This is a genomic window from Pseudomonas rhizoryzae (genome assembly GCF_005250615.1).
GTDB classification, from domain to species: Bacteria; Pseudomonadota; Gammaproteobacteria; order Pseudomonadales; family Pseudomonadaceae; genus Chryseomonas; species Chryseomonas rhizoryzae.
This window is the reverse complement of record NZ_SULM01000006.1, coordinates 277,406-302,232: the sequence shown is the minus strand read 5'-3', so window position 1 is coordinate 302,232 and position 24,827 is coordinate 277,406. Positions and strand designations below refer to the sequence as shown.

The 24,827-nt window shown below is 64.5% G+C and carries 24 protein-coding genes; 12 read left to right on the top strand and 12 right to left on the bottom strand.

The features are described 5' to 3' along the window. Window positions 1-71: 71 nt before the first annotated feature. Window positions 72-785, top strand: a complete 714-nt coding sequence (bdcA, locus tag FAZ11_RS11980; protein WP_058773458.1) for an SDR family oxidoreductase — start codon at window positions 72-74, stop codon at window positions 783-785. A 27-nt stretch (window positions 786-812) separates the two neighbouring features. On the opposite strand, the gene FAZ11_RS11975 is transcribed toward bdcA, so the two are convergent. Next, window positions 813-1,691 (bottom strand): LysR family transcriptional regulator, encoded by an 879-nt coding sequence (locus FAZ11_RS11975; RefSeq protein ID WP_058773457.1) that lies wholly within the window; start codon window positions 1,689-1,691, stop codon window positions 813-815. Between the two features lie 151 nt (window positions 1,692-1,842). On the opposite strand from FAZ11_RS11975, the gene FAZ11_RS11970 reads away from it, so the two are divergent. From FAZ11_RS11970 to FAZ11_RS11960, 3 genes are all read left to right on the top strand, one after another. Further along, a complete protein-coding gene (locus tag FAZ11_RS11970) occupies window positions 1,843-3,321 on the top strand; it encodes an MFS transporter (RefSeq protein WP_081320037.1) in 1,479 nt (492 codons plus the stop codon). Between the two features lie 58 nt (window positions 3,322-3,379). Next, a complete protein-coding gene (locus FAZ11_RS11965) occupies window positions 3,380-4,225 on the top strand; it encodes an oxidoreductase (RefSeq protein WP_137279124.1) in 846 nt (281 codons plus the stop codon). 138 nt (window positions 4,226-4,363) lie between these two features. After that, window positions 4,364-4,939: a hypothetical protein gene (locus FAZ11_RS11960; protein WP_058773455.1), complete on the top strand. Its 576-nt coding sequence runs from the start codon at window positions 4,364-4,366 to the stop codon at window positions 4,937-4,939. On the opposite strand, the gene FAZ11_RS11955 is transcribed toward FAZ11_RS11960, so the two are convergent. The 3 genes from FAZ11_RS11955 to FAZ11_RS11945 form a co-directional block, all read right to left on the bottom strand. Continuing rightward, window positions 4,875-5,405 (bottom strand): nuclear transport factor 2 family protein, encoded by a 531-nt coding sequence (locus tag FAZ11_RS11955; RefSeq protein WP_137279123.1) that lies wholly within the window; start codon window positions 5,403-5,405, stop codon window positions 4,875-4,877. The genes FAZ11_RS11960 and FAZ11_RS11955 overlap by 65 nt on opposite strands. Before the next feature lie 233 nt (window positions 5,406-5,638). Further along, window positions 5,639-6,901 carry an Hsp70 family protein gene (locus tag FAZ11_RS11950; protein ID WP_058773453.1) on the bottom strand — a complete coding sequence of 421 codons (1,263 nt, stop codon included), beginning with the start codon at window positions 6,899-6,901 and terminating at the stop codon, window positions 5,639-5,641. Window positions 6,902-7,036: 135 nt separating this feature from the next. Then, window positions 7,037-7,474, bottom strand: coding sequence for a thiol-disulfide oxidoreductase DCC family protein (locus FAZ11_RS11945; RefSeq protein WP_137279122.1), 438 nt, complete (start codon window positions 7,472-7,474; stop codon window positions 7,037-7,039). A gap of 154 nt (window positions 7,475-7,628) precedes the next feature. Here FAZ11_RS11945 and FAZ11_RS11940 point away from each other — a divergent pair, with 154 nt between their 5' ends. After that, window positions 7,629-8,426 (top strand): SDR family NAD(P)-dependent oxidoreductase, encoded by a 798-nt coding sequence (locus FAZ11_RS11940; protein ID WP_137279121.1) that lies wholly within the window; start codon window positions 7,629-7,631, stop codon window positions 8,424-8,426. Here FAZ11_RS11940 and FAZ11_RS11935 read toward each other — a convergent pair. Next, a complete protein-coding gene (locus FAZ11_RS11935; protein ID WP_137279120.1) occupies window positions 8,423-9,163 on the bottom strand; it encodes a DUF502 domain-containing protein in 741 nt (246 codons plus the stop codon). The genes FAZ11_RS11940 and FAZ11_RS11935 overlap by 4 nt on opposite strands. Before the next feature lie 105 nt (window positions 9,164-9,268). Further along, entirely contained in the window at window positions 9,269-11,083 is a 1,815-nt protein-coding gene (locus tag FAZ11_RS11930; protein WP_137279119.1) for a S9 family peptidase, read from the bottom strand. A 359-nt stretch (window positions 11,084-11,442) separates the two neighbouring features. On the opposite strand from FAZ11_RS11930, the gene FAZ11_RS11925 reads away from it, so the two are divergent. After that, a complete protein-coding gene (locus FAZ11_RS11925; RefSeq protein WP_058783073.1) occupies window positions 11,443-11,811 on the top strand; it encodes a hypothetical protein in 369 nt (122 codons plus the stop codon). Window positions 11,812-11,982: 171 nt separating this feature from the next. Here the strand turns inward: FAZ11_RS11925 and FAZ11_RS11920 are convergent, their stop codons facing one another. Further along, window positions 11,983-13,047, bottom strand: coding sequence for a PA0069 family radical SAM protein (locus tag FAZ11_RS11920; RefSeq protein WP_137279118.1), 1,065 nt, complete (start codon window positions 13,045-13,047; stop codon window positions 11,983-11,985). A gap of 197 nt (window positions 13,048-13,244) precedes the next feature. Between FAZ11_RS11920 and FAZ11_RS11915 the strand changes: the two genes are divergently transcribed. Genes FAZ11_RS11915 through FAZ11_RS11905 form a run of 3 tightly spaced genes read left to right on the top strand, consistent with a single transcriptional unit; the run spans window position 13,245 to window position 15,119 of the window. Then, window positions 13,245-13,760, top strand: a complete 516-nt coding sequence (locus FAZ11_RS11915; protein WP_058779598.1) for a PAAR domain-containing protein — start codon at window positions 13,245-13,247, stop codon at window positions 13,758-13,760. 10 nt (window positions 13,761-13,770) lie between these two features. Beyond that, window positions 13,771-14,694 (top strand): DUF6402 family protein, encoded by a 924-nt coding sequence (locus tag FAZ11_RS11910; RefSeq protein ID WP_058779597.1) that lies wholly within the window; start codon window positions 13,771-13,773, stop codon window positions 14,692-14,694. Beyond that, complete coding sequence (locus tag FAZ11_RS11905; RefSeq protein ID WP_137279117.1) at window positions 14,691-15,119, top strand: hypothetical protein; 429 nt, start codon at window positions 14,691-14,693, stop codon at window positions 15,117-15,119. The genes FAZ11_RS11910 and FAZ11_RS11905 overlap by 4 nt, the downstream gene beginning before the upstream one ends. A 68-nt stretch (window positions 15,120-15,187) precedes the next feature. Here FAZ11_RS11905 and FAZ11_RS11900 read toward each other — a convergent pair whose 3' ends face one another. Next, on the bottom strand, window positions 15,188-16,456 hold the full coding sequence (locus FAZ11_RS11900; protein WP_058787791.1) for an OprD family porin: 1,269 nt from the start codon (window positions 16,454-16,456) through the stop codon (window positions 15,188-15,190). A gap of 255 nt (window positions 16,457-16,711) precedes the next feature. After that, window positions 16,712-18,109, bottom strand: coding sequence for an MFS transporter (locus FAZ11_RS11895; protein WP_058760481.1), 1,398 nt, complete (start codon window positions 18,107-18,109; stop codon window positions 16,712-16,714). Between the two features lie 454 nt (window positions 18,110-18,563). On the opposite strand from FAZ11_RS11895, the gene quiC reads away from it, so the two are divergent. Together quiC and FAZ11_RS11885 are read left to right on the top strand one after the other, a co-directional pair. After that, window positions 18,564-20,465 carry a 3-dehydroshikimate dehydratase QuiC gene (quiC, locus tag FAZ11_RS11890; protein WP_058787792.1) on the top strand — a complete coding sequence of 634 codons (1,902 nt, stop codon included), beginning with the start codon at window positions 18,564-18,566 and terminating at the stop codon, window positions 20,463-20,465. 70 nt (window positions 20,466-20,535) lie between these two features. Further along, window positions 20,536-21,192 (top strand): TetR/AcrR family transcriptional regulator, encoded by a 657-nt coding sequence (locus FAZ11_RS11885; protein WP_058760479.1) that lies wholly within the window; start codon window positions 20,536-20,538, stop codon window positions 21,190-21,192. A gap of 359 nt (window positions 21,193-21,551) precedes the next feature. On the opposite strand, the gene FAZ11_RS11880 is transcribed toward FAZ11_RS11885, so the two are convergent. From FAZ11_RS11880 to FAZ11_RS11870, 3 genes are all read right to left on the bottom strand, one after another. Next, window positions 21,552-22,409, bottom strand: coding sequence for a glucose 1-dehydrogenase (locus FAZ11_RS11880; protein WP_058779591.1), 858 nt, complete (start codon window positions 22,407-22,409; stop codon window positions 21,552-21,554). A 48-nt stretch (window positions 22,410-22,457) separates the two neighbouring features. Next, the gene (locus FAZ11_RS11875) at window positions 22,458-23,315 is read right to left on the bottom strand and encodes an SDR family oxidoreductase (protein WP_137279116.1); all 858 of its coding nucleotides are present in this window, start codon (window positions 23,313-23,315) and stop codon (window positions 22,458-22,460) included. Window positions 23,316-23,403: 88 nt separating this feature from the next. Beyond that, window positions 23,404-23,991: an LOG family protein gene (locus tag FAZ11_RS11870; protein WP_058779589.1), complete on the bottom strand. Its 588-nt coding sequence runs from the start codon at window positions 23,989-23,991 to the stop codon at window positions 23,404-23,406. 333 nt (window positions 23,992-24,324) lie between these two features. Here FAZ11_RS11870 and azu point away from each other — a divergent pair, with 333 nt between their 5' ends. Beyond that, window positions 24,325-24,774: an azurin gene (azu, locus tag FAZ11_RS11865; RefSeq protein WP_058760474.1), complete on the top strand. Its 450-nt coding sequence runs from the start codon at window positions 24,325-24,327 to the stop codon at window positions 24,772-24,774. Window positions 24,775-24,827: the final 53 nt, after the last annotated feature.

The window sequence follows — 24,827 nt, the reverse complement described above, 5'->3', positions numbered from 1 at the left end:
ACAAAAATACTTTGACAGGCGGCGTGTGAGATTTATTGTAACACTCACTACATTAATCAGGAGGTAGGGTCATGGCGAATTTTGCAGGCAAGTCGGTACTGGTTCTGGGTGGCAGCCGCGGGATAGGCGCGGCCATCGTGCGGCGCTTCGCCGCCGAGGGGGCCCGGGTGACCTTCACCTATTCCAGTTCCCAGGAGGCCGCCCAGGCGCTGGCCGCCGAAACCGGTAGCACCGCCCAGGCGACCGACAGCGCCGACCGCGACGCGGTCATCGCCCGGGTGCGCAACAGCGGTCCGCTGGACGTGCTGGTGGTGAATTCCGGTGTCGCCCTCTTCGGCGATGCGCTGGAGCAGGACCCGGACGCCGTCGACCGGCTGCTGCGCATCAATGTGCACGCGCCCTATCACGCCGCGGTGGAGGCCGCGCGGCAGATGCCCGCCGGTGGCCGCATCATCGTGATCGGCTCGGTGAATGGCGACCGCATGCCGGTTCCCGGCCTGGCTGCCTACGCCGTGAGCAAATCCGCGCTGCAGGGGCTGGCCCGCGGCCTGGCGCGGGATTTCGGGCCGCGCGGCATCACCGTCAACGTGGTGCAGCCGGGGCCCATCGATACCGATATGAATCCCGCCGAGGGGCCGATGAAGGACATGATGCACAGCTTCCTGGCGATCAAGCGCCACGGCCGCGTCGAGGAAGTGGCCGGCATGGTGGCTTGGCTGGCCGGACCCGAGGCCGGCTTCGTCACGGGCGCCATGCATACCATCGACGGCGCCTTCGGCGCCTGATTGTTCCTCCGCCTGGGCTCCTGTCGTCTAGATGACAGGAGCCCAGGCGTCACCTGCCGGACCCAGCAACTCCTCCGCGATATCCAGCAGCGCGCGCAGCCGATCCATGAGCCGCAGATCCTGGTGGTAGCCCACCCAGATCTCCCGCGACGGCGGCGGGCCGAAGGTCTCGATCAGCTGCAGGCCTGCCGTCGCATCGCCGACCGGGCGGGGCAGGACGGCGACCCCCAGGCCGCGCCGGCACAGCTGCGCCTGGACCGTCCGACTGGTACTGGTGAACGCGCGTCGTGACTCCGGCAGCCGCTCGATCAACCAGGCGACATCGGGAAAGTGCGCTTGCGCGGTGTTCATCAGGATCAGGCCGACCGAGGCCGGATCTTCCTGCACGGCCCGCGCGGTGGCGGCCGAGCCATAGAGCCCATAGGGCAGGGTCAGGAACCGCCGCTGCACGATATCCGGTTCGCTGAAGGGCACCAGGCGAAAGGCCACGTCCGCATCGCGCCGGGAGAGATCCAGCAGTCGATAGCTGGCGATGACCTCGGGCACCACGGCGGGGTGCCGACGGCTCAGCTCGGCCAGGACCGGCGCCAGCACATAGCCGGCAAACCAGTCCGCCGAGGAAATCCGCAACAGCCCCTCCAGGCGCTCCTGGTTACCGGCCAGGCGCCGCTCCATGGCCAGGGCCGAAGCCTCCATGGACTCGGCCAGGGCAAAGACCGCATCGCCTGAGTTGGTCAGGATCAGACCGTCGCTCGTGCGGCGGAACAGCGCTTGCCCGGCTTCCTCCTCGAGCACCTTGATCCTTCGACCCACGGTCGGGTGGCTGATGTCCAGCGCCCGCGCCGCCGAGCCATAGGACCCGCCGCGGGCGACCGCCAGGAAGATCCGCACATCACCCCATTCCATGCTGACCGCTCGTTCAAAAATGAACATTCAATATGCAGGAAGGGCAGTCCCCAAACAATAACGTAGTGGAGACCATGACGGTTCACGTCAATCCCGGTCCATCGGACCCCTGCCAGTGAGGTTGGAACTGGCTCCGCATGGGTGATCAGCTATGAGCAGACTGCAAGAGAGTACAGCTAGGGTAACGGGCGCCTGCAAGGGCCTGGAGGCGGGCGTCGCCCACTCCCGAGCGGCGGACGGCGCCAGGGCACAACCCGACAGCCGCCGCTGGTTCGCCCTGGGGGTGTTGTTGCTCGGCACACTGCTGCCGCCGCTCGACTTCTTCATCGTCAATGTGGCGCTGCCGGTGATCCGTAGCGACTTCCAGGCGTCTTCGGATCTCGCCCAATTGGTGGTGTCGGTCTATGCGACCGCCTATGCGGTCACCCTGATCCTGGGTGGGCGGCTAGGCGATCTCTACGGTCGCAAACGCGTCTATCTGGGCGGCATGGTCGGCTTCGGCCTGGCCTCGGCGCTGTGCGGACTGGCATCCTCGCCCGAGATCCTCATCGTCGGGCGGCTGCTGCAGGGCATAGCCGCCGCCATCATGGCACCCCAGTCCCTGGCCTTGATCCATGCCACCTTCCCGGCGGAGGAGAAGAATCGGGCGCTCGGCTTTTATGGTGCCACCTTCGGGCTCGCCTCGGTCAGCGGCCAGGTGTTGGGTGGCGTGCTGATCGAAGCCAGTCCCTTCGGACTTGGCTGGCGCAGCATCTTTCTCATCAACCTTCCCGTCATCCTCTGCGCCTTGCCTGCCGCCTTGGCCTGGCTGCGCGAGAGTCGGGCGAATCAGGGAGCGCGGCTGGACGTCATTGGCGCCTGCTTGCTCGCCGCAGGGCTATTGGCGCTGGTCGTCCCCCTCGTCGAGGGGCCGCGACTCGCGTGGCCCTGGTGGTCCGTCCCCCTGCTGCTCTTGAGCGGGGTGTTGCTGCGGCTGTTCTGGCGCTACGAGCAGCGCAAGGAAGCGGCGGGCGAAATGCCCTTGGTGCTGCCCTCCCTGCTGGCTGCAGCCAGACTGCGCCGCAGCCTGCTGGCGACCTTCCTGTTCTACGCCCTTGCCCCTTTCTTCCTCATCTTCGCCGTCTACCAGCAGGCGGGGCTGGGCCACGGCGCCTTGGCGGCGGGTTGGGCGATTCTGCCCCTGGGAGTCGGGTTTCTGTGCGGTCCCCTGTGCAGTCCGCGCATCGCCCAGTGCCTGGGCACCCGCACCGCCTCCCTGGGCATGGCCCTGGAGGTCACGGGGTTGGTGCTGGTAGCCGCCCTGGCGGGCTCACCCGCCTGGCTACCCGTTCCGCTGCTCTTGATCGGCCTGGGCCAGGGCATCGCGCTGCCCGCCCTGGTCAGGTTGAACGCGGATCAGGTGGCGCCGAGCTTGGCCGGTCTCGCGGCCGGCTTGATGAATGCCACCTTGCAGATCAGCGCTGCCCTGTCGGTCGCGCTCCTGGGTGGCCTGTTCTTCCTACTCGCCCCCGATGGCGCCCCTGCCGCGACGGTTCGCTTCGCCTTTTCGCTGACGTCCCTGGCGATTGCCGGTGCCTTGGCGCTGGCGGCGGGATTGAGTTGGCAAAGAACTTCAGACGCCAATGACTAAGGCGCACCTCCATCAAACGGGCATACCGCCTTTGCAACCACTATGAAGGGGCAACACCATGAAAAAGACGTGGCTCATTACCGGTTGTTCGAGTGGTCTCGGCCAGCATATTGCCGCAGCGGCTGCTAGGCGCGGCGACAATATCGTCGCCACGGCGCGAGATCCGCTCAGGTTGCAAGATCTAACCCGGCGCTTCCCGCATAACGTAAGGGCTGTCCACTTGGACGTCACCGACGCCAACTCCGTAGCCGCCGCTATCGCTTTCGCGGAGCAGGCATTCGGCGGGCTCGATATATTGGTGAATAACGCTGGAATCGGTTTTATCGGCGCCGTCGAAGAGGCCGAACCCCGGGAATACCGGCCGGTTTTCGAGGTGAACGTATTCGGGCTGATCGAAACGACCCGCCTGGCCTTGCCGGCGTTGCGCAAGAGCGGCGCTGGCCGCATCGTCAATCTGTCATCCGGGGCAGGACTCTCGGGAGGTCCCGGCTCAGGCTATTACAGCGCGAGCAAGTTCGCCGTCGAGGGATTTTCCGAGTCCCTGGCCAAGGAAGTCGAACCCCTTGGCCTGCGCGTGATCATCGTCGAGCCCGGGCCCTTTCGCACCGACTTTCTCGGGCGCTCCATCGCGCTGGCGAACAAGGTGATCGATGTCTATGCCGACACCGCAGGCCGCCGTCGCGCCTATCGAGACAGCAATGACGGCAAGCAGGCGGGAGATCCGCAGAAGGCTGCCGCCTTGATAGTGCAGGCGGTAGAAGCGGCGAATCCGCCGTTGCATCTGCCGCTTGGCCCCGTCGCCTACGACATCGCAGAGCACAAGCTGGCCTCTCTTCGCGCCGACATGGACGCCTGGCGAGACCGCGCCCTTGATACCGACTACGAGTCATTCAGCGCGACCTAAGCGCAGAGCGTTGGCTGAATCCGCGGATAAAACCTTCTTGAAGTTGGATAAGCCTTTCGCTGCTCCCTTTGCTGTTGCTTAGTTTTCATCAGCAAGAATGCTTTCCATTCAATGGATAAAAACTAATAGGAGTGCTCCATGGGCAATACAACTCTTGATGGGGGCCAGGCTAGATGGCTACAGAAATATTATCTGGTCAGGGCCATTGTTTCGCTGGTTTGGATTCTACTGGCCCTCTCGTTTGGCCGGGAGAATGTCTTGGTCGGGGCGCTGTTACTGGTCCTATATCCTGCATGGGATGCTTTGGCGAACTTCGTGGACGGTATTAAAAGTGGGGGTTTGCAGAATAACGCTGCCCAGCGGACAAATGGTTTCGTCAGCCTGGGCGTCGCCTTGGCGATAGGCCTGGCGCTGGCCTTTGGCACCCGCGCTGCGATCGGGGTTTTCGGACTCTGGGCCATGGCTGCCGGGCTGTTCCAGCTGGCAGCCGCGGTGCAGCGTTGGAAAACGTCCGGCGGGCAGTGGGCGATGGTGTTGAGCGGCGCTCAATCGGCCCTGGCGGGTGGGTTCTTTGTCAAACAGGCGACTGATGGCGTGGCGCTGGATGTGTCGGTGGTAGCCCCTTACGCAGCGTTCGGCGCCTTCTATTTCATCGTCTCCGCGGTGTGGCTGGCGGTGAAGCATTCACGGCGGCCAGCGGGATACGGTCGATGACGTCCTGATAGGCGTTGAGGTCGAGAAAGGCCTCGACCCGGGTCGCCCGGTTCTCGTGCACCTCGAAGATCCAGACGTATTGGTTGCGATAGGGCGCGCCATCGAGGGCGGTGGCCGTGCTGTTCCAGCGCACCACTACCGTATCGCCCTGCGCCCAGATGGCCTGTACGCGGGGCACGAGAGGCGCCGCCAGGCGTTGCGCGAATGGTTGCACCGCCTGTTGCAGGAAGTCCTGGCGGCTGTGATAAACCCTCGCAGCGGGGCCGCTGCCCTGGATGGTCCATACCACCTCGGGCGAGAGGACATCGTCGAAAAAGCGGCCGTGGCCTCTCGTCCAATCGGCGAAGGCCCGTTCGATGAGCTGCCGATTGCGCTCGGTAGCGGACTCGCTGGCTCCGGCAGGGGTATCGAAGAGGGCGACCAAGGACAGGGTTGCGGCCCAGCCCAGACGTTCCGCTCGGTTCATGAGGGTTAACTCCCGTGTTCGGACTCCTCCTCGACAAGAGGCGAGCGCCTGGAAAACACGATAGGCCGCTAGCCCTGTCCACAGAACTCTGTGACGTGTGGACAGCCTGGTTAGCGTCGCTTACCGATGAAGCCGTTGGCCGTTATCGTCGACGTTCAGGCTGCGCAGTCGCAGTAGCGACAGCCTTTTCACGGCAGCGGGCTGGCGCAGGTCCCTGTTCGAAGACGATACCCTCAGCCGTAACGCTTGAACGCCTCGATGGCCAGGCCGTTGCCGATGTTGCCGAAGCGGTCGCCGTCCACCAGGCGGGCGCCGGGGAAGCGCTTGGACAAGGCTTGGCGCAGGGCCGGAATGCCGCTGGAGCCGCCGGTGAAGAACAGGCTGTCGACTCGCGCCGGGTCGAGGTCGGCGCGGGCCAGCAGGTCGTCTACGCCGCGGCTCAGGCGTTCCAGTTGCACGGCGATGGCGGCGTCGAACAGCGGGCGTTCCAGATCGGCGGCCAGGCCGGTTTCGATGCGATCCAGGCGCAGGGTGCGGCGCCAGTCGTCGGTCAGGGCGATCTTGGCGTCTTCCACCTGCATGGCCAGCCAATGGCCGGCGCGCTGTTCGATGAGCTTGAACAGGCGATCCATGCAGCGGGTGTCCTGGGCGTCGTATCTCATGTCGCGCAGGCCCAGCACGCTCTTCTTGGCGTAGACGGCGTTGATGGTGTGCCAGGTCGCCAGGTTGATGTAGTGGCTGGTGGGCATGGTGGCGCCGCTCTTCATGGCGCTGCCGTAGCCCAGCAGCGGCATCACCCCTTCCAGGCTCAGCTGGCGGTCGAAGTCGGTGCCGCCGACGTGCACGCCGCCGGTGGCGAGGATGTCGCCGGCGCGGTCGGCCAGCTCGCGGCGCTCCGGGGCCAGGCGCACCAAGGAGAAGTCCGAGGTACCACCGCCGATGTCGACGATCAGCACCAGCTCTTCGCGCTCGATGCTGCGCTCGTAGTCGAAGGCGGCGGCGAGGGGTTCGAACTGGAAGGAAATATCCTTGAAGCCTACCTGGCGCGCGACGGCGGCCAGGGTGTCCTCGGCCTCCTGGTCGGCGACCGGATCGTCATCGACGAAGTGCACCGGACGACCCAGCACCACGGCGTCGAAGGCGCGATTCGCCTGGGCTTCGGCGCGCTGCTTGAGGGTGCCGAGGAACAGGCCGAGCACCTCGGTGAAGGGCAGGGCGCTGCCGAGGATGCTGGTCTCGCCCTTGAGCAGGCTGGAGCCGAGCAGGCTCTTGAGCGATCTCAGCAGCCGGCCCTCGTAGCCTTCCAGGTATTCGTGCAGCGCCTGGCGACCATAGGCCGGGCGCCGTTCCTCGGCGTTGAAGAAGATCACCGAGGGCAGGGTGGCCTTGCCTTCTTCCAGCGGCAGCAAGACCTCCCCCGAAGGCCGCAGCCAGCCGGCGGTGGAGTTGGAAGTACCGAAGTCGAGGCCCAGGGCACGGGCGGGTAGAGCAGACATGTCAGGATCCGTAACGCGAACAGCCGCGCAGTTTAGCCCAGACCGGCGCGCAAACGAACCCTGGCCGGATGCCAGCAGGGGCTGACGAAGGCGTCTCGCTTGGGCTCCTGCGGCAGCACGCCATCCCGGTCTGGGCTAACCCTTGCGTCGCTCCTCGCGGCGTTCGTCCAGGCTGCAGGCGTCATCTCGACAGCGGCGCCCGCCGTCCGGATGCGGCAGCCAGGTCAGCCCCGGGCGCAGCTTGAGGAACAGGCGATAACCCAGTTCCAGCAGGGGCCGCAGCGGGCGCCAGGCGAGTGGCCGCGCCCAGTGGCCGAGGCCAGCGGTGCGCCAGCTCCAGTAGGTGGCATCCAGGCCGCGGAACCAGTGGCCCTCGGCATCCCGGGCATGCAGCAGGTCGAGCATGGCCTGACGCGGCGGCGCATCGGCCGGTGCCTGGTAATCCGGCGCGGCCAGATCGACCAGATGCAGGCGACTCGGGTCGGCATGCCGCCGCAGCCAGGCGATCTCGCGGGCGCAGAGCGGACAGGCGCCGTCGTGGTAGAGGGTCAGGGGCAGGCGGGGCGCGTGCATCGGGATCATCCTGTGGGTCTTTGCCTATCTGGACCGGCCGTTGGGGCTGCCGTTGCGCTTTCCGCCGAACGGTAAGCGCAACGGCGCGCCCTGGCGAGTCGGAATTAGAGACGCCGGATGACGGCATTGCAGCTAAACAACGAACGAGGTCGCTATGGATCTGGGAATCAAAGGGCGCGTGGCCCTCATTACGGGCGCCAGCGGTGGCATGGGGCTGGCCACGGCCAAGTTGCTGGCCGAGGAAGGTGTCAAGCTGGTGCTGTCCGACCTGGAGCAAGGCAAGCTGGAAGAGGCGGCCAAGGGCCTGCCGGACGAGCCGTTGCTGATCGCCGCCGACATGACCGACCAGGCGGCCGTGAATCAGCTGGTCGAGCAGGGCGAGTCCCGCTTCGGCCAGATCGACATCGTGGTGCATACCGCTGGCGTCACCGGCGCCAAGGGCGATCCGCTGGAATTGGAAGATGCCGACTACGAAGAAGCCTGGGCCACCGATTTCTTCTCCGCCGTCCGCGTCGCCCGCGCCGCCATCCCGCGCATGCGTAATCGCGGCTGGGGCCGCTTCGTCTGCATCACCTCGGAAAACGCCGTTCAGCCCTACTGGGAAGAGGCCGTCTACAACGTCGCCAAGGCGGCCCTGGCGGCCTTCATCAAGAACCTCTCCTACAAGGAAGCGGCTCATGGCGTACTGTGCAACACCGTCTCGCCGGCCTTCATCGAGACTGGCATGACCGACGGCATGATGGAAAAGCGCGCCAAGGAACTGGGCGTGTCCTTCGAGGAAGCCATCGAAAGCTTCCTCGACGAAGAACGGCCCGGCATCGTGCAAAAGCGCCGCGGCAAGGTAGAAGAGGTGGCCGCGGCCATCGCCCTACTGGTGTCCGAGCGGGCCTCCTTCATCAACGGCAGCAATCTGCGCGTGGATGGTGGTTCCGTACAAGCAGTACAGAACTAAGGCTGGCGGGGCGACTCCTCGGTCGTCCCGCCTTCCTGCGCCTGCTGGCGGCGTACCGCCTCTTCCAGGGGAATGAACTCCACCTGGCGATCCTTGACCACCGGCGGCAAGGTGATACCCATGGAGACGTAGATGCTGGTGAACATGTCGATGCCCATGTCGGCCGGTTTCACCCAGTCCACCGGCACATAGAGTAGACCGCCACCCACCGGCACCGGCGCCGAGGGCACCAGCACGGCGTGGTACTGGCGACCGTCGATGTCGACCACCGCCGGATTGGGCAGCAGCGCCAACACCGCCACGCCCTGGCCACCGAAGAAGCACCACACCGGACTCATGGCGCGGATATCTGCCCCGCCTTCCTTGCGATCGAGCAATTCGACGAAGCGCTCGGCCAGGCCGTAGAGCTTGCCTACCACCGGAATACGTCGGAAGGTCAGATCGGCGAACCAGCCCAGGGGGCGACGCAAGCCCAACTTCACCGCGATGCCCAACGGATAGAGCAGCACCAGCAGCACCAGGGTGCCGATACCGTAGGCGGCCAGGGAATTGCCGACGAAGGGATGCCCGACCGCCACGAACAGCTGGCCCAGGGTGGTGTTCGGCCCGATCAGCCCGTTGAGGAAGCTGACGATCCAGCCGATCAGGGCCAGGGTCAGCACCAGGGGCAGGAGCAGCAACAAGCCGGCCAGCCAGGTGGACACGATGCTTTCGAAACCGCGACGAACGAAGGGCATGCCAGGACTCTATGACTAAAGCGCCATTCTATACGGGTGGCCTAGGCTCAGTACCATGAAGACAGACTTTATGACGTCTCTGCATCCCCACCGCCGAACAGGACATCATAACCAGCGGCGGTAGAAGGCCTCCTCTTGTTCCAAGACGTCCGCCTGGTTGGCCGCGCGACGAAAGCCATGGCCCTCGTCGGGATAGCGCCGGACCACCACCGGCACGTCGCGCGCCTCCAGGGCGGCGGCCATGGAATCGGTCTGCGCGGGGACCACCACGGCGTCCTTGAGGCCCTGGAAGAAGATCACCGGCGCCTGGATGCCCGCGGCATGCAGCAGCGGGGTACGCGCCTCGTAGCGCTCGCGATCGGCCTCGGGATCGCCGATCAACCAGTCCAGGTAGTCGGCCTCGAACTTGTGGGTGACCTTGGCCAGCGCCAGGGGATCGCTCACGCCATAGAGACTGGCGCCGGCACGGAACACATCGCGAAAAGCCAGGGCGCAGAGCACCGTATAGCCGCCCGCGCTGCCACCACGGATAAAGGCACGCCGCGGATCGATATGGCCTTGGCGACCCAGATACTCGACCACCGCGCAGGCATCCTCCACGTCCACCTCACCCCAGCGCAGGTGCAGCGCCTGACGATAGGCGCGGCCATGGCCGCTGCTGCCGCGATAGTTGAGATCGGCGACGGCGAAGCCCTGGCGCACCCAGAACTGGATACGCGCATCGAACACCGGATAGGTGCAGGAGGTGGGGCCGCCATGGACGCTGACCAGCAGCGGCGGCGGACCGTCCCCGTGGTCTTCGGGCAGATAGAGAAATCCCTGAGCCTGGGCGTCGCCACTGGGATAGCTCAGGCGCTGCGGCGCGACAATGGCCGTTTCCGGCAGCGGCGCCGCACCCCCGGCCAGCACCTGTATGGCACCGCTGTGTCTATCGATGGCGAGGATCGCCGCGGGGCGGCTCGGGGAGGCGGCGATGCAGTAGCAGCGCTGCTCATCCAGGGCCAAGCCGCGAAAGCGGCTGAAGTCCGCAGCCAGACGCCGCACCTGGCCATTGGCCTGATGCTCACCGAGCAGACCGAAGCCATCTTCTTGCCAGGTCGCCAGCCAGCCGTCGTCGGTCGTGGGCAGCCAGCTGGCGCCGCCTAGTTGCCAGGGCGCGGCGGCATGGTCCGCCGCAGGAGCCGGGGCGGGCGCGAAGCCGGTGGCCGTCTCCCGCCAGGGTTGCCACCAGCCGTGACGATCGCTCAGCGCCCAGAGGCGATTGGCGCTATCGAAGCAGGGCTGCTGTAGCGACTCCTCGGGATCGGCAGCTATGACCCTGGGCGCGCCCGGTAGACCCCGATCATCCAGGGCAGTGGCCAGCAGGCGGGTCCGGGTCCAGGGCTGGTGCGGTCGGTCCCATTCGATCCAGGCCAACCGGCGACCGTCGGTGCTGACGCGGGGCGCGGCATAGAAGTCCGCGCCCTCGGCCAGCACCAGGCGGGTTCCCGCGGTATCCAGGGCGACCAGGCGATGACGCGGTGGTTGCTCTTGGCGATCCTCCTCCACGGCCAGCACCCGGCGGTGCCGCCCGTCCCAGCTCAGATCGCCGTAGCGTAGGTGCGCCGCTCCGGCCAGGTGCTGTGGCGCGCCACCCTCCAGAGGTTGGCGATAGATGCCCTGGTCGGCCTCGTTGACGAACAGCGGGCCGTCGTCGGCCAGGCACAGGGCACCGCCGCCATATTCGTAGACCCGGCTGCGCAGGCTGAAACCCTCCGGCGTCAGGCAGCGCGGCGCCTGGTCGGCCTGCCACCGCCAGAGCCGGGTGGCGCCGTCGACCGGGTCGTACTGGCTCCAGTAGAGGCCACTGGCAGCGACCTTGAGCTCGGCAAAATCGATACCGGCGGCAACGGCCTGGGTTGGGGTGAGGGAGATAGACATGGCGACTCCAAAGGCGTTGGCAGTCGTTAGCCTAGCAGCTGGGGGCGAAGAGCAAGGCGGGCGGTGCGCTGCCTGCGTGCGTGCGTGCGGAGACAGGCCAAACCGCTACGACCTAGGCACCGCAAGGTGCAGGACCATCGCCCCTCTCCCTCTAGGGGAGGGTTGGGGTGAGAGCGCAGCCGATCGTTGGGCTTCGCTGCGCTCAGCCCAACCTACAACCGCGGCCCCTGGCTGGGGGCTAGATAGGCCCCATGACTAAGCTGCCAAACCGGCGTAGTCTGCCTATTCAGCCGTCATGGCACCCTGCCATGCACCCATCCCCGTCACGCCCGTCAGCCGTGCCTCTGCCGGAGGTCGTCATGCCCCGTTCCGTCCTGTCTTGGTCGTCCGTCCTGCTGCTGTGCCTGGCCAGCTCCTCGGCCCTGGCGCTGGACCTGAGCCTGCCGCCCAGCCAACCGTCTGCAGCCACCCTGGACAAGCCCGCGCCGACGGCCCAAGCCCAGCCGCAGTCCGAGACGTCCAGCCTTCCCGACCTGGGCAGCGATCCCTCGATCCTCGGCAAACTGCCGAAGGTACATGGCACCCTGGGCTACGGGGTGATGATGGGCAAGGGCCTGCCGAATGGCGTGGAGTCGGCGACTCACCTGGGCCTGGAGACGCAAGCCACCGATCACATCAGCATCGGCCTTGGCCTGACCCAGTGGCAGGGTGGGCGCGTTTTGCCTTGAGGCCGTGGGGACTTCCGCAAGGAGTTACCCAGGCTTGGCAGCGCCTTTTGTCCGCATCGATGGAGCGCCTGGGCAGCGTTGCGCCTTAACCTAGTAGGACTCGTTTCGGTCGCCGGCCAAAGAGCGAAAAATCATCCACCTCTTGGGGGGCGACTGTAAGAAGCAACCGTCCTAGAACAACCCCAATTGCTCCCCCGGCAGCGCGAACTGACTGCAATCCAGGCCTTCGCCCTCACGCCGCTCCAGGCCGAAGCGCCGCCGTGCCAGGCGAAAGCGCTGCGCCAGCAACTCGGCGAACTGGCCTTCGCCTTTCATGCGGATGCCGAAGCGGCTGTCGTAGTTCTTGCCGCCGCGCGATTGGCGGATCAGGCTCATCACATGGGCAGCCCGTTCGGGGAAGTGCGTCTGTAGCCATTCTTCGAACAGCTCGGCGATCTCCAGGGGCAGGCGCAGCAGGGCGTAGCCGGCCGAGCGGGCGCCATGGTCGCGGGCCGCTTCCAGCAGGGCTTCCAGCTCGTGGTCGTTGATCATGGGGATCATCGGCGCCAGCAGCACGCTCACCGGCACCCCGTGCTCGTGCAGGGTGCGCATGGCTTTCAAGCGGGCCGAGGGGGTCGCGGTACGGGGTTCGAGGATGCGCTTGAGGTCGTCATCCAGCGTCGTGAGGCTGAAGGCCACCCGCACCAGATTGCGTTCGGCGAGCTGCACGAACAGATCCAGGTCGCGCAGGATCAAGGCGCTCTTGGTGATGAGGGTCACCGGATGGCGATAGCGCAGCAGAATCTCTAGCGCCTGGCGGGTCAGTTGATACTGCCGCTCGATGGGCTGGTAGCCATCGGTATTGATGCCCAGGGCGATGGGCTGCGGCTGATAGCTCGGTTTGCTCAACTCAGCTTCCAGGCGCTCCGCCAGGTTGGTCTTGGCGATCAGCTGCGTCTCGAAATCGATCCCCGGCGACAGATCCCAATAGGCGTGGGACGGGCGAGCGAAGCAATAGATGCAACCATGCTCGCAACCCCGGTAGGGGTTCACTGAGCGGTCGAACCCCACGTCCGGCGACTGATTGCGGCTGATGACGGTCTTGGCCGTTTCCTGGCGGACGCTGGTGGTGAAGGTCAGCGGCGTCGCCTCTTCGTACCAGCCATCGTGCTCGACCTCGCTGCGGGTCGCGGCGAAGCGATTGTGGGGGTTGCTGGCAGTACCACGGCCGCGTGGTGGACGTTGGGGCTGGGTCATGACCCGTCCTCGGTATCTGTATTTTTATACAGTATAAGGCCCTGCAGAGTAGGGCAAGTACCGGCGGCGCTGGCAGGATGAGAGGTTGGTCGCCAAATCGGAAAGTCCCATGCCAGAGCGCTTGCCGGCGAATCGGCATGGCGGTATACGCTCTACAGCCCCGGCAAGGAGCCGGGCCCTGACGAAGGAGTGTCACCATGTCCGGCAAACCCGCCGCCCGTCTTTCCGATACCGATGCGTGCCCGCTCACGGGGCACGGTCCCAATCCTATCGCCAGTGGTTCGTCCGATGTGCTGATCAACGGCCTGCCCGCCGCCCGGGTTGGCGACAGCACCGCCTGCGGCGACGTCATCGTCCAAGGCAGCGCCACGGTATTCGTCAACGGCCAGCCCCTGGCATTGCTCGGCAGCGCCACCGCCCACGGTGGCATCATTATCAGCGGCTCGGGTGACGTACTGGTGGGCGACCAAGTCAGCCAGGCACCTTTCACCCCGCCCTCGCCGATGCCCGGCTACTACGACGAACACTTCGTCCTGCACGACGAAACGACCGGTACCCCGCTGGCCGACCGCCCCTACCGACTGCGCACCGCCGGCGGCCAGACCATCGAGGGCCGCACCGATGAGCAGGGCCGCACTCGCGCCCATACCGCCGCCCAGGCCGAGTCGCTATCCGTCGACTTCGAGCCCCAGACCGCCATCGTCATCGGCTGAGGACATTGCCATGGAGCCCATCACCTCGACCGCGACCCTCACGCCCACCACTCAGCGCCAAGGCGTCAAGGTCCAGACCCGCCCCTTCAAGATCACCGACATCCCCGATGCCATGGACAAAATGAACTGGCCCGTGGCCGCGGCTTTGATGCGCCACTGGTTCAATGGCAAGCCATGGCCGGATACGGTGGATGGGGGAATGAGTGCTGAGGTGAAGAGACATGATGCCTGGCCAGCAGAAGAATATATCGAGGAAACAATCGTCAAGATGGACTGGGTTCTCCAGTTTTCTGAGTCTCGTGACGCCTGGCATGCTTTGAGGAGATTGTGGTTTAGCGAAAGTGCTCAGGCTTTTATGAAGGCTAATCTGGCAAGAAATTTTTTCGGGATGGCTGACGGCCTTTACCAGGTTGCCTTTAAGGGCAAAGCAAGCGCGGCAGAAAAATTCGGGAGATTCAATACTCAGCCAGTTGTATTTGCTAATTGGGATATCTCTTCGCTAAGTGAGTTGCGAGGTGCCTTGGCGAACTTCAATATGAGGGTGGCAGGCGAAGGTGATATTTTAGTGAGTGGAAATCGCTTGCGGTTTGAAGTGAGGCGTTTGGCTTTTTATATAGAAGATAGTTATGACTTTCGCGACCCCTATATGTGGTATAGCCAACCGTTAGGTTTTTGGGGTTTTGAAGGTATGGCGAGCAGTATTGCAGAGTTGATGGCGCGAAATGGAAGTCTGCATATAGGCTTCAGCGAAGACTCTATCGCTAAGGTACAGGCACGTTATGCAGATTTTATGTCTAAAAGATTTTTTCTAGTTACCAACTCGGATTTCGCTGAATATAGAGCTAGCTCTGGGAGTGGTGGAGATTTTAGAATTTTTTCGGATATAAAATACGAGAATTTGCCTGGGGCGGTAGTTCTTGAGGTCAGTCGGTGAAGACGCTAAGACTATTTTTTTTCGTTGTTGCTCTATTTCTTTTTATGCTTTTCCTGGAGGCTTGGCGAATCATAAATGCTCCTGCGGACTACTCAAGAGATAGTCCTTGGGGGGATTACAAAGTAGAAAGTGTTTGGGTGTTCACTCCATTGCTTCCGTCTTTTAATTTAGGCTACATGCGATTTGTTAAAAAGGATTCTGGAGCGGCTTATCGTTCGCCATTCTTCAATCAGGATGCGTTGGAGATGGGAGTCTATGAGAGTCAGGAGTCTATCGGTATGACTTCCATGACTTATTCAAAAATCGACCATCGAATAGAGCTGCATATGAACGGCTGGTGTCCTGTTTGGCTGAATTATTTGGTTAGCAACGTGGACTATTCTTCAACAGGGGATGGAGGGTGTGGGATTCCGAAATCAGATTGATTACTGAAACCTTGCTCTGTATTTCGCACCAGCTCAGCGGCCACCCAAGCAGCCGCTGAGCCCCCTTCTTACAACACCGAAATCGGGTAGTTGAAGATGATGCGGTTCTCGTCGAAGGAGCCGCTGGCGCTGTAGTCGCGTCTCATGGTCGAGTTGCGCCAGCGGACCAGTAGTTTCTTGAACGGACCGCTCTGGACTTCGTATTGCACCTCGGACTCGCGACCCCATTCCTTGCCGTCGGTGATGGTGCCGGTGTGTACGTTGTCGCCGCTCAGGTAGCGGTTCATCAGCGTCAGGCCCGGCATGCCGAAGGCGGCGAAGTTGTAGTCGTAGCGGACCTGCCAGGAGCGCTCCCGGGCGTTGTCGTAGCTGGAGTTGTAGCTATCGTTCGCCAGGGTGCCGCCGCTGGTGCCATTGACTCTCATCCAGGGGCTGTCGCCGCTGACGCGCTGCAGACCGACATAGAAGGTGCCGCCGCCCTGCTTGGCGGAGAGCAGCGCATAGGCGGTGCGGTTGTCCAGGGCACCGGCCCGCGCCGAGCCATCGTCCTCGCCGATGAAGTAGCCGAGGTTGGCGCCAAGGGTCCAGCTGCCGACCGGCTGGTAGTGGATCAGGTTGATGAACTTCTGGTGGTAGATGTCTTCGAGTTGGGCGTACCAGAGGCCGATCTGGGTGCGCTTCTCGTTGAACTTGTATTCGCCACCGACGAAGTTGAAGCGGTCGGAGGTGGCGTTGGCGCGGCCCTGCATGAACATGTCCTGCATGCTGGCGTCGTTGCGCGGGCTGTTCTGGCGCATCTGGCCACCCCAGAGTTCCAGGTTCTGGATCTCGGTGGAGTGGATCTGGGCACCCTGGAAGGTCTGCGGCAGCGAGCGCCCGTCGTCGGATCTGAGGATAGGCAGCACGGCAAACCACTCACCGACCTTGATATCGGTTTTGGAGACCTTGGCCTTGGCCGCCAGGGCGAGTCGGCCGAAATCCTTGGCGGGCTCGTTACCGGCGTGGGTCGGCAGCAGCTGGGTGCCGTAGGTGCCAGCGCCGCCATCGAGCTTGACCGAATACAGGCCGAGCGCATCGATACCGAAGCCGACCGGGCCCTGGGTGTAGCCGGAGGTCAGGCCGAAGATGAAGCTCTGGGTCCATTCTTCGGCCTTGTTTTGCGCGGTATAGGCCGGATCGACGAAGTTACGATTGAAGTAGAAGTTGCGCAGGTTGAGGTTGGCTTTGGTGCCGTCGATGAAACCGCTATCCGCGGCCCACAGCGAGCCGGTGCTGGCCAGGGCGGCGAAAGTGGCACAGGCGCGGGCGAACCGGCCGGAAGCGAGGCGAGTGCTCATGGGGTGTTCCTTGTTCTTGTCGGTAAGGGGTGCCCTGCCGGCGTTTAGTCGGCATCTGAGGAGGGCGGGGTAAGAAGGCGTGGCGGGTGGTGCTAGGAGGGGGAAGGCAACATGGTGGATTCCTTTCTTATTTGAATTATTGGAAAGCAAAGACCGAAGCGCTCGGCTGCATAGTTATATGACAACATACTTCTTGCGGCAAGCTGATCGGGATAGCCTGTTGGAGCCCTCGCCAGGCAAGGGCTCCAACGGGTGTCAGACGCTAGCCTTCAGGCTGTCCTGACGCGCCGTGTCGTAGGCGTGCTTGTCCATCTGCTGGGCGCCGGGCTTGCCCAGTTCGCTCATGGGCACGCGGTAGGTTTCCGGCGACAGGTAGGCGGCCAGGGCCGACAGGCAGGTCACGCCGAAGGCCAGGCTGCCGACCACGACCCAGATGTTGTCGGTGCCGGGCGGGGCGACCAGGGCGAACAGCGCCGGCAGCAGGGCGGTGAGCATGGTGCCGATGTTCTGGGAGATGGCCATGGCCGAGACGCGGTAGCGGGTCTGGAATTGCTCCGGGTAGAAGCTCGGGAAGACCGCGTTGTAGCCCTGGTAGACCACGCCCCACATCAGCAGCGACATGACGAAGGCCACTGGCAGGTTGTGGATGCTGATGGCATAGAGGTAGCCGAAGGCCAACAGGCCCGAACCCAGGGCGCCGCCGATCATGGTCGGCCGGCGGCCGATACGGTCGGACAGGTTACCGACGAAGGGAATCACCAGGACCGCGACGATGTTGCCCACCACGGGTATCCACAGGTAGACGCTCTTGTCGAAGCCGATGCCATAGGCAGGCTGCACCGCGTAGGCCGCGCCGAAGATGGTGGCCACCACCGGGATCACGTTCATCAGTGCCATCAAGGCGACCAGGACCATGGATTTCCAACTGGTGCTCAGGGCTTCGCCGATGGGCGAGCGCTTGGGTGCGGCGTTCGTTCCGGCCTTGGCTTCTTCCTTGACGAAAGCAGGGGTCTCGTGGACCTCGCGGCGGATGATGAAGCCGGCCAGCAGGACCAAGGCGCTAAGCAGGAAGGGAATGCGCCAGCCCCAGCTGTTGAAGGCATCGGCGGGCAGGAAGTAAGCCAGCGGCAGGAACACCGCCGCGGCCATCACCTGGCCGGCTTGCACACCCTGCAGGGTGAAGCTCGCATAGTAGCCACGCCGGCCGAAGGGGGCGTGTTCGAGCACCATCGAACTGGCACCGGAAATCTCACCGGCCACGGCGAAGCCCTGGATCAGACGCAGCACCACCAGCAGGATGGGGGCGAGAATGCCGATCTGGTGGTAGGTGGGCAGCAGGCCCACGGCCATGGTGGCGATGCCCATGAGGAACATGCACAGCAGCAGGACGTTCTTGCGCCCGCGAGTGTCGCCCCAGTGGCCCAGGACGAAGGCCCCTACCGGACGCGCCAGATAGCCCACGCCATAGGTGGCGAGGGAGGCGACGATGGCGATCTTGGGATCGGTGGAAGGGAAGAAGATCTGCGGAAAGATCAGCGCCGCCGCTTGGGCGTAGATGAAGAAGTCGTAATATTCGAGTGCCGAGCCGATCCAGCCACTCGCAGTGGCTTTCTTGGCTTGGGAGCCGGTCGTAGGGGAGGCGGTATTGGCCATGGTTGTCTCCGGAATTATTGTCAGGCCAGGATGGAATTCGGCGACGCGCACGAGCACGCTCGAGCGGCGCAGGTCCGAACAACGTAGAACGGGGCGTAGGGACTAGCCTGGCCGTCGCCGACTGGTCACGGATGGACGACAGACGAGACGGGGGGCGAAGGATAGCGTGGATAGCTGGGGCATGGACGCACACTCTTGTTTGTCTTGTTATGGTCGACGCGGTAGAAGCGACGAGCGCAGGAGGCTCTGGAATCCATAGTGCGAGTCGTCGCTGCGGCTGGTCAATTCGCTGAACGACCAATTGTTCGATCAGCGAACAGAAACTAACCGGTTCGTACATAATCCATTGTTGGGCTGGATGGCGCCGAGAATAATCGCCCGCAGACCCGACGAACCAGATCTTCTCCGCGGCGGTCATCCGACGGAGACGACCGTTCACTACAGGAGCTTCGGCATGCTGCGTTCCATCGCTACCGTATCCATCAGTGGCACCCTGACCGAAAAGCTCGAAGCCATCGCCGCGGCGGGCTTCGACGGCGTGGAGATCTTCGAGAACGATCTGCTGTATTCCGGCGCCAGCCCGCGCGAGATTCGCCAGCGTACCCAGGACCTGGGCCTGGCCATCACCCTGTTCCAGCCGTTCCGCGACTTCGAAGGCGGGCGCCGTGAGCGCCTGCAGCGCAACCTCGACCGCGCCGAGCGCAAGTTCGACCTCATGCAGGAACTGGGTACCGACCTCATCCTGGTGTGCAGTAACACCGCCGCCGATAGCCTCGGCGACGAGCGCCTGATCGCCGACGATCTGCAATTGCTGGCCGAACGCGCCGCCCTGCGCGACCTGCGCATCGGCTACGAAGCCCTGGCCTGGGGCCGCCACGTCAACACCTGGCAGCAGGTCTGGCGCCTGGTGAAGGAAGTCGACCATCCCAATCTCGGCGTGCTGCTCGACAGCTTCCATACCCTGTCCATCGGCGGCGATCCGGCCGGTATCGCCGAGATTCCCGGGGACAAGATCTTCTTCGTGCAGATGGCCGATGCGCCGCTGTTGCAGATGGACGTGCTGGAGTGGAGCCGGCATTTCCGCTGCTTCCCGGGCCAGGGTGAATTCGACCTGGGCGGTTTCCTCGCGCCCATCCTGCAGACCGGCTATCAGGGCCCGCTGTCGCTGGAGATCTTCAACGACGGCTTCCGCGCCGCCCAGACCCGTGCCACCGCCGCCGACGGCCTGAGGTCGCTGCTGTATCTGGAAGAGCAGACCGCCGCCCGCCTGCAACGCGAGGATACCCCGGCCGCCGCGCCGCTGTTCGCCCCGCCCCAGGCGCCGCGTCTGGAGGGTACCGAGTTCCTTGAGTTCGCCGTGGACGACGCCCATGGCGCCGAATTGGCGCGTTGGCTGGGCAAGCTGGGTTTCGCCCAGGCCGGGCGCCACCGCTCCAAGAACGTCAAGCTGTTACGCCAGGGCGAGATCAACCTGGTACTCAACGCCGAACCCTATTCCTTCGGCCACAACTTCTTCGAAGCCCACGGCCCCTCGCTGTGCGCCATGGCGTTGCGGGTGCCGGATAGCCACGCCGCCCTGGAGCGCGCCCAGCAGTACCGGGCGCAGCCCTATCGTGGCCTGGTGGGGCCCAACGAGCGGGAAATCCCGGCGGTACGGGCGCCCGATGGCAGCCTGATCTATCTGGCCGATCGCGGCGCCGACGGCCGCAGTCTCTACGACACCGACTTCGACGTCAGCGCCGGCGCCAGCGGCGGCCTGGGGCTGACCCATGTCGATCACGTGGCCATCGCCCTGCCGGCCGATGCCCTGGACAGCTGGGTGCTGTTCTACAAGAGTCTCTTCGACTTCAGCGCCGACGACGAGGTGGTGGTCCCGGACCCCTATGGCCTGGTCAAGAGCCGCGCCCTGAAGAATCGCGAGGGCAACGTGCGCCTGGCACTGAACATCTCCGAGAGCCGCAACACCGCCATCGCCCGGGCGCTGTCCAGCTATCGCGGCTCCGGGGTGCATCACATCGCCTTCGCCTGCCAGGACATCTTCCAGGCGGTGGAGCAGGCCAAGGCCGCCGGGGTGCCCTTGCTGGAGATCCCGATGAACTACTATGACGACCTGGGGGCGCGTTTCGATTTCGATGACGACTTCCTCAGTCGCCTGGCCTATTACAACGTACTCTACGACCGCGACGCCCAGGGCGGCGAGCTGTTCCACGTCTACACCGAATCCTTCGCCGATCGGTTCTTCTTCGAAATCCTGCAGCGCAAGGACTACAGTGGTTATGGCGCGGCCAACAGCCCGGTACGCCTGGCTGCCATGCTGCAGGCGCGCCAGGGTCGGCCCGCCCCCGCGGAGTTTTGAGCGAGGCGGGTACCCGCACATCAGGAGCGACGTCGGTTGGGCGCCGCTCCCATAACAAGAGTCACAGCCGATGCAGGACACCCCGGCGCTTGCGCCCACGCTCCGTACGCCGCGCAAGAACAATCCCGAGAAAACCCGCCAGACCATCCTTGCCGCGGCCGTGGCGGAGTTCGCCGACCAGGGCCTGAGTGGCGCGCGCGTGGACGCCATCGCCGAGCGTACCCACACCTCCAAGCGGATGATCTACTACTACTTCGGCAGCAAGGAGGGGCTGTATCTCGCCGTGCTGGAAAAGCTCTACAGCGATGTCCGCGCCACCGAGGCGCAATTGCCACTGGACAGCCTGGCACCGCTGGAAGCCATCCGCCGCCTGACCGAATTCACCTTCGAGCATCATCGCAGCCACGACGATTTCATCCGGCTGGTGAGCATCGAAAACATCCACCGCGGCCATCATCTGGCCAGTTCGGCGACCATCAACAGCCTGAATCTGTCGGCGCTGGAATCCATCCGCCGCATCCTCGAGCGCGGTGAGGCCAGTGGCGAAGTCCGTGCCGGCCTGGATGCCGTGGACGTCCACCTGCTGATCAGCGCCTTCTGCTTCTTCCGCGTTTCCAACCGCCACACCTTCGGGCTCATCCATCGGGTGGATCTGGATGACGAGGACTCGGTACGCCGACACAAGGCGATGATCGGCGATGCGGTGGTGGGGTATTTGAAGCCCTGAGGTGGGGCTCGCTGTGTAGGTTGGGTTGAGCGCAGCGAAGCCCAACAGGACGTCGTCACCTTGCGCAGACAATACCGTATGGGGCTTTCCTTAAAGCCATTCTAAAGCTCGAAGGAAAGAGCCTCCAGGCTTCTGAGCCGCCCTCACCCCGGCCCTCTCCCATAGGGAGAGGGGACGCCCGGTTAAACCTTTGTGATTGGGGGCGTATCGAGCGCAGCGCCGTAGGTTGGGTTGAGACGGCTTCATCGTCGAAGCCCAACGATGCTGATCCTACGTTGGGCTTCGCTACGCTCAACCCAACCTACAGACGGCGGTATGCACCCAACCTGAGGGCAAACCCTGGCACCCCAGCCAAACCCTTAAAGCACCGGCATCCCGCCCGTCACCGGCAGCATCGCGCCGGAGATGTAGCTCGCCTCGTCCGAGGCCAGCAGCACGTAGGCTGGAGCCAGTTCCACCGGTTGGCCAGGGCGACCCAGTGGGGTGCTGCCACCGAATTGCTCAGGCTCATCGGGCTTCATGGTGCTGACGATCAGCGGCGTCCAGATCGGCCCGGGGGCTACGCTGTTGGCGCGGATGCCCTGGTCGCCGAGCAGTTGCGCGAGGCCCGCGGTGAAGTTGGCGATGGCGCCCTTGGTGGCCGAATAGGCCAGCAGGGTCGGCGGGGCGATGTCGGCGTTGATCGAAGCGGTATTGATGATGGAGCCGCCGCGCGGCATGTGCTTCACCGCTGCCTGGGTGATGCGGAACATGGCATGGATGTTCACGTTGAAGGTATGCACCCATTCCTCGTCGGAGATCTCGTCGAGGCTGTCGCGCACCTGCTGGAAGGCGGCGTTGTTGACCAGCACATCGATACGGCCGAAGGCCTCGACGGTCTTCTGCACTACGTCCAGACAGGTCTGGCGCTGGGCCAGATCGCCGGGCAGCAGCACCGCCTTGCGCCCAGCTTCGGTGACCAGGCGGGCGGTCTCCTGGGCATCCTCGTGCTCATCCAGGTAGGCGATGGCGACATCGGCGCCCTCACGGGCGAAGGCGATGGCCACGGCGCGACCGATGCCGCTGTCGGCGCCGGTGATCAATGCCGCCTTGCCCTTGAGGCGACCCGAACCGCGATAGGTCTCGGCGCCGCTGTCGGGGCGTGGGTCCATATGAGCTTCCGAACCGGGAAACGTCTGGGGTTGGGGTTTCAGCGGGGGCTTGGGATGGTCGGTCATGGCAACTCCGGCAGAAGAAGAGACCCCGGTGCGTACCGGGGTAGACGATCAGAGAATCGGCTTGCCGCCGGTGACGGCGATGCGCGCGCCCGAGGTGTAGCTGGATTCATCCGAGGCGAGCATCACGTAGATCGGCGCCAGTTCCACCGGCTGGCCCGGGCGGCCAAGCGGGGTGTTGCCACCGAACTCCTTGACCTGCTCGGGCGGCATGGTGGACGGGATCAGCGGGGTCCAGATGGGGCCGGGGGCTACGCTGTTGGCACGGATGCCCTTCTCGCCGAGCAACTGGGCCAGACCCGCGGTGAAGTTGGCGATGGCGCCCTTGGTGGTGGCATAGGCCAGCAGGGTCGGCCGCGGCATGTCCGAGTTCACCGAGGTGGTGTTGATGATGGAGCCGCCCTTGCCCATGTGCTTCACCGCCGCCTGGGTGATACGAAACATGGCGGTGATGTTCACATCGAAGGTGTAGAGCCACTCGTCGTCGGGAATCTCGTCGAGGGTCTCGTGGGTCATCTGGAAAGCGGCATTGTTGACCAGCACATCGAGGCGGCCGAAGGCGGCCACGGTCTTGTCCACCACCGCCAGGCACTGCTCGCGCTTGGACAGGCAGCCCGGAAGCAGCAGGGCTTGACGCCCGGCCTCGCGCACCAGGCGGGCGGTGTCCTCGGCGTCTTCGTGTTCGTCCAGGTAGCTGATGGCCACGTCGGCGCCTTCACGGGCGAAGGCGATGGCCACGGCGCGGCCGATACCGCTATCGCCACCGGTGATCAGCGCCTTCTTGCCGGTCAGGCGGCCGGAGCCTTTGTAACTCTGCTCTCCGCAATCCGGCAGCGGATTCATGCGCGACTGCAGGCCGGGAACCTCCTGCTGCTGTTCGGGCATGGGGGCTTTGGGGAAGTCGGTCATGAAAGAATCCTCTTAACTAGGTGCCTGTCAGTACCGACAGGCCACAAGCGGCGAGGGTTCGAGATCCGGGACGGGCGGTGCAGCGGCGCTAGCGCGGCGCCGGTTCTGCCCAGCGCGGCGGCACGGTGGGCTGCCAGGCAACGAGGGCGTCTAGCAGGGCATTGGGCGAGTCTTCTACCTGCAGCATGGCGCGGTGCGGCGCGGCGACGAAGCCCTGGGCCACCAGATGATCGAGGAAGCCTTCCAGCTGGGCATAGAAGCCGTCGACTTCCAGCAAGCCCATGGGCTTGGCGTGGTAGCCGAGCTGGCCCCAGGTCCAGACCTCGAAGAGTTCTTCCAGGGTGCCCAGGCCGCCGGGGAGGGCGATGAAGGCATCGGCCAGCTCCGCCATCCGCGCCTTGCGCGCGTGCATGCCGTCGACCACCTCCAGGCGGGTGCAGCCGGTGTGGCCCAGTTCGGCGGTCTTGAGACTTTGGGGAATGATGCCGATCACCTCGCCACCGGCGGCCAGGGCGGCATCGGCGACCACCCCCATCAGGCCGACCTTGCCCCCGCCATAGACCAGGGTGAGGCCGCGCTCGGCCAGGGTGCGACCGAGTTGCGCGGCGGCTTCCTGAAAGACGGGAGAGGCACCGGACTTGGCACCACAGAAGACACAGACGGCTTTCAGCGACATGGGGAATCCTCGGCAGGCAAAACGCCTAGCCTAGCCGCCCGATCCGCCGGATCAAAGCACCGTCATCGCGCGAGGAAAGCCTCTTCCGGCGCATTGCCGCTGGCGGCCTGGGCGTAGCTGGCGAACAGCTCGTGCAGCAGGGCGGTGAGGGTCATGGCGGGCATCCTTGACTGGCGAAAGGTGCAGCCATGGTCGCAGGCACCTGGTGTGAACGCCCGGCAAAGGTTTCGATGGAGCCGATAGAGCGAAGCGTGCCACGCGCTTGCCAGGTCTGCCGGAACCCGCCACCCTCGCATCGGTCTGACTGGCGACTTTCACGCATCCGGAGGGTTCATGAAATCTAAGTTGTTCGCTGCGGCGCTGTTCGCACTGGGAAGTACCGGCGCCTGGGCCGCCGATGTCTGCTCGACGCAGATCGAAGCCGGCGACCAGATGACCTACAGCCGCGCCTCCATCCAGGTCCCGGCGTCGTGCAAGACCTTTACCGTCGAGCTGATCCACACCGGCAGCCTGCCCAAGAACGTGATGGGCCATAACTGGGTGCTGACCCGTTCCACCGACGCCGCCGCGGTGGACGCCGCCGGTATGAACGCGGGTGAGGCCAAGGGCTACCTGCCCGAGGGCGACGAACGCATCATTGCCCATACCAAGATGTTGGGTGGTGGCGAGAAGGATTCGGTGACCTTCGATACCAGCGCCTTGGAGGCGGGTAAGGAGTACACCTTCTTCTGCTCGTTCCCGGGGCACTTTGGGTCCATGCGGGGGGTGTTGCAGAGGGGGTAGGGGGAGACGAGCCGGTTTATCTTCGAAGCTCAACGGCCTCAAGGCGTCTGGCT

Bases quoted from the DNA above. Each gene is read 5' to 3' on its own strand.
- FAZ11_RS11875 (WP_137279116.1), bottom strand. From the start codon at position 23,315: ATGACCGACTTCCCCAAAGCCCCCATGCCCGAACAGCAGCAGGAGGTT.
- FAZ11_RS11915 (WP_058779598.1), top strand. From the start codon at position 13,245: ATGTCCGGCAAACCCGCCGCCCGTCTTTCCGATACCGATGCGTGCCCG.
- FAZ11_RS11870 (WP_058779589.1), bottom strand. From the start codon at position 23,991: ATGTCGCTGAAAGCCGTCTGTGTCTTCTGTGGTGCCAAGTCCGGTGCC.
- FAZ11_RS11955 (WP_137279123.1), bottom strand. From the start codon at position 5,405: ATGAACCGAGCGGAACGTCTGGGCTGGGCCGCAACCCTGTCCTTGGTC.
- bdcA (WP_058773458.1), top strand. From the start codon at position 72: ATGGCGAATTTTGCAGGCAAGTCGGTACTGGTTCTGGGTGGCAGCCGC.
- FAZ11_RS11910 (WP_058779597.1), top strand. From the start codon at position 13,771: ATGGAGCCCATCACCTCGACCGCGACCCTCACGCCCACCACTCAGCGC.
- FAZ11_RS11970 (WP_081320037.1), top strand. From the start codon at position 1,843: ATGAGCAGACTGCAAGAGAGTACAGCTAGGGTAACGGGCGCCTGCAAG.
- quiC (WP_058787792.1), top strand. From the start codon at position 18,564: ATGCTGCGTTCCATCGCTACCGTATCCATCAGTGGCACCCTGACCGAA.
- FAZ11_RS11920 (WP_137279118.1), bottom strand. From the start codon at position 13,047: ATGACCCAGCCCCAACGTCCACCACGCGGCCGTGGTACTGCCAGCAAC.
- FAZ11_RS11945 (WP_137279122.1), bottom strand. From the start codon at position 7,474: ATGCACGCGCCCCGCCTGCCCCTGACCCTCTACCACGACGGCGCCTGT.
- FAZ11_RS11895 (WP_058760481.1), bottom strand. From the start codon at position 18,109: ATGGCCAATACCGCCTCCCCTACGACCGGCTCCCAAGCCAAGAAAGCC.
- FAZ11_RS11880 (WP_058779591.1), bottom strand. From the start codon at position 22,409: ATGACCGACCATCCCAAGCCCCCGCTGAAACCCCAACCCCAGACGTTT.
- FAZ11_RS11950 (WP_058773453.1), bottom strand. From the start codon at position 6,901: ATGTCTGCTCTACCCGCCCGTGCCCTGGGCCTCGACTTCGGTACTTCC.
- FAZ11_RS11930 (WP_137279119.1), bottom strand. From the start codon at position 11,083: ATGTCTATCTCCCTCACCCCAACCCAGGCCGTTGCCGCCGGTATCGAT.
- FAZ11_RS11940 (WP_137279121.1), top strand. From the start codon at position 7,629: ATGGATCTGGGAATCAAAGGGCGCGTGGCCCTCATTACGGGCGCCAGC.
- FAZ11_RS11935 (WP_137279120.1), bottom strand. From the start codon at position 9,163: ATGCCCTTCGTTCGTCGCGGTTTCGAAAGCATCGTGTCCACCTGGCTG.
- FAZ11_RS11960 (WP_058773455.1), top strand. From the start codon at position 4,364: ATGGGCAATACAACTCTTGATGGGGGCCAGGCTAGATGGCTACAGAAA.
- azu (WP_058760474.1), top strand. From the start codon at position 24,325: ATGAAATCTAAGTTGTTCGCTGCGGCGCTGTTCGCACTGGGAAGTACC.
- FAZ11_RS11885 (WP_058760479.1), top strand. From the start codon at position 20,536: ATGCAGGACACCCCGGCGCTTGCGCCCACGCTCCGTACGCCGCGCAAG.
- FAZ11_RS11900 (WP_058787791.1), bottom strand. From the start codon at position 16,456: ATGAGCACTCGCCTCGCTTCCGGCCGGTTCGCCCGCGCCTGTGCCACT.
- FAZ11_RS11975 (WP_058773457.1), bottom strand. From the start codon at position 1,691: ATGGAATGGGGTGATGTGCGGATCTTCCTGGCGGTCGCCCGCGGCGGG.
- FAZ11_RS11925 (WP_058783073.1), top strand. From the start codon at position 11,443: ATGCCCCGTTCCGTCCTGTCTTGGTCGTCCGTCCTGCTGCTGTGCCTG.
- FAZ11_RS11965 (WP_137279124.1), top strand. From the start codon at position 3,380: ATGAAAAAGACGTGGCTCATTACCGGTTGTTCGAGTGGTCTCGGCCAG.